Source organism: Candidatus Eisenbacteria bacterium (assembly GCA_030017955.1).
In the GTDB taxonomy this organism is placed as follows: Bacteria; Eisenbacteria; RBG-16-71-46; order JASEGR01; family JASEGR01; genus JASEGR01.
On record JASEGR010000163.1, the window covers coordinates 1 to 2,807 of the forward strand.

2 protein-coding genes are annotated in these 2,807 nt (G+C 53.0%); both read left to right on the top strand.

The annotated features are described in order from the left end of the window. The first annotated feature begins 381 nt into the window (after positions 1-381). Positions 382-1,293, top strand: coding sequence for a hypothetical protein (locus QME66_13260; protein ID MDI6809915.1), 912 nt, complete (start codon positions 382-384; stop codon positions 1,291-1,293). A gap of 191 nt (positions 1,294-1,484) precedes the next feature. After that, positions 1,485-2,273 (top strand): radical SAM protein, encoded by a 789-nt coding sequence (locus QME66_13265; GenBank protein ID MDI6809916.1) that lies wholly within the window; start codon positions 1,485-1,487, stop codon positions 2,271-2,273. Positions 2,274-2,807 lie beyond the last annotated feature (534 nt).

Genomic DNA, 2,807 nt, shown 5'->3' on the forward strand with positions numbered 1-2,807 from the left:
CCCATCGGAAACAACGGAACAACGTCCCCCAAAACATAACCTATTACCTATGAGTATGCGCTCTGCTATCTGTTTTTTCCCATTACCTTGTACCTTGCACCTTTGTTTTTATTATCACCTTCCGCCTCACGTTAAGAAATGAGAATTGAAGGAATTGAACAACGTCCCCCAAAACGGAAGGCGTGTGAAGACATTTGCAGCCAACTATGCGGAGAGGCGGCAGGGTTGTTTATGGTGAAGTTCGATCATGAGTCGCTCATGGTGGAGGAGTTCAGGAGCGAGGCCAAAACGAAAGGCGACGAATGACCTGCAACCGAACTCCTCGCACGCCCGATCCGCAATCCGAATTGCGCAATTCGAAATCAGATTGGGAGGTGAATGATGCGTCAATTACTTGTCGAATGCAGCGATCCGGGAATGGTCGTGACACTGGCGGAGGAGTTTGAGAATGTGCTACGCCACGTTGACTTTGAGCGTGCCAAATCCCTTCAAGGTCGACTGAACGACCTGGCTCGTGAACTGGGGACTGAGTTTGAGGAGGCGTGGCGAGGCTTTCGGCTCGAAGTCCCCAATGACGGCGGGGCCCCGCTGTCTTTTGGCAATCGCGATCCGGTGGACGAGGAGAAACTCAAGCAACTTCTTAGCCACGCAGAGGAGCGAGGGATCGGGAAGTTCGGGGTGCGAAATACTCTTTTGCTGCCTCAGGGCGGCCCAGCGCCAGAGACCCGGGAGCAATATGTAAGGGACCTCGCAGATGCCATCCGTTACGCCTACCTGGATGATGTGTCTCTCCTGCGCCGTCCGCTTGACTTGCCGCCCTCTCTGGAAACCCATCGTCTCCAACTCGTCGAGGAACAGGTAGCGCCTGTGCTGCGCGCGCGGGCTCGGTACCCGTCCGTGGGGCACCCCTGGATTCAAGGCACGATGCAGCAGGTAGAGAAGGTGCTGCAGAAGGTGAGCACCCGAGCCGAAGCGGTCATGGAGTATGAGTTGACTCGGGTGAATCCTGCGGAGATAGAACCAGCCGATTGCACTCGCTGGGCTGCCCTGGCAGTGCGTCTGGGGAAAGAGCTGGAAAAGTGGTATGCAGCTGCTGAGGGGCAACTTGAGCACCTTTATCAACGTGTCGCTCTGATCGATGTCCTGTGGACTGACATTCGAGGGATGGGCAGAGCCAGCCCTTTCCTAGAAGACCGACTGAAGTCTCTTATTGAGGAAGCTGAGAGTGTGTATACCGAGGATGGTCGAGAGGCATTGCGATTGGTTTACAAGGATCTGCGCAAACCGCCCTGAGGCTAGTATATAGTGTCTCGAAAAATCGTTTTATAAGTCAGAGCTACGGAAACTTTGCTGGATTATCTACTAAGAAGGATGTCACTCCTGCGGAGGCCGGAGTCCAGAACCCACTTAAATGACTGTCCCGCCTTTGGCGGGACTGCTTCCGCAGGAATGACAAGGCCATTTGCTGATATGAGACCAGGATTTTGACAAAACTTGCGTCAAAATTAATCAAAGTATTTCCGAGACGCAACACCACGAGGGAAATGCCGGAGATGAGGAATGAGCGGCTTCGCCTGGCTTCAGTAGAGATCACCGAGCAGTGCAACAATCGCTGCCCCTACTGCGATCAGCGGAAGTCCGAACTTTTCATGCCAGTGGCGCAATTCAGCAACCTGCTCGACGAACTGGCGACCGATGGAACTGAGGCCGTGGCTCTGGGAGGCGGCGAACCGACGCTCCATCCGGCGCTGCCCGATGTGCTCGGAGCTGTTCGTGAACGAGGGCTTCGCGCTGGACTCACCACCAACGCCTTCAATCCTCGTTTGGTTTTGCAATTGGTAGATCAGGGGTTGCTGGAGAGTTTTGGTGTCTCTGCGGGAAAAGGGGAATGGTTGCGCCTGGTCGCTCATACCCGAGCTATCGTCAACCTGCTGTTATTGCGAAACTCTGTGAATGAAACGATCCGCCAGGCAGCGACGGCAGTGCGCCGCGGCGCCAAATGCCTTCTGCTCCTCGGCTATAAGGGCGCCCGACCCGAATTCAGGCCCTCCACTGCCGAACTATCCGACGCCTACACAATGCTGAACATGCTGGGACGGAAACTGGACCTGACCATCGCCGCTGATGACTACACCCGCCGCCGACTGGGTCTGACAACCACTTGCGGCGAGGGGTTCCTGCGTGTGCGGATTGACGGTGCTCGTGAGCCGTGCTGTTTTGGAAGTTGCGAGTTCCGGTGCAACTCTGATATCCATCAAGCCTCCTTCAGCTAAACAATCTGTTGGAACTCGTGAGATACATTCACCTGAATCCGTTGAGAGCTCGGATGGTTAAGGATTTGACGGAGCTGGACAGGTATCCCTGGTCGGGTCATAGTGCCATCATGGGCTTGAATAAGAATGATTGGCAGGAGGTAGAAGAAGTACTGCTTCATTTTTCAGGAAAAGAAGCAAGGGCCCGTAGGTGCCTTTTAGATGGGTGACCCCAATTGAAGGTTCAATCAATCAGAATATTCTTGGTCAGCCTGTCAACGCCTGACACCTTCCCTCTTTCAATTGATAAACATCTTGACAGCTCAAATTCTTTTGTATAAATTCTTATGTCAGTGGATAACCGGCTCAGGGGTAATTTCGGAGTTCAGCTCGATTACAAAAAACGGATGTAATCGAGGGAGCGGGAGCTTATTCATTTTTTATAGCTTGTTGATTTGCCAGCTTGATTGTTTGTCCTCTTGTTAAAATGTATTTTTTATCTTTGACCCCGAATATGCCGAATACCCTTGACATCCACTACCCTACCGATCTTGT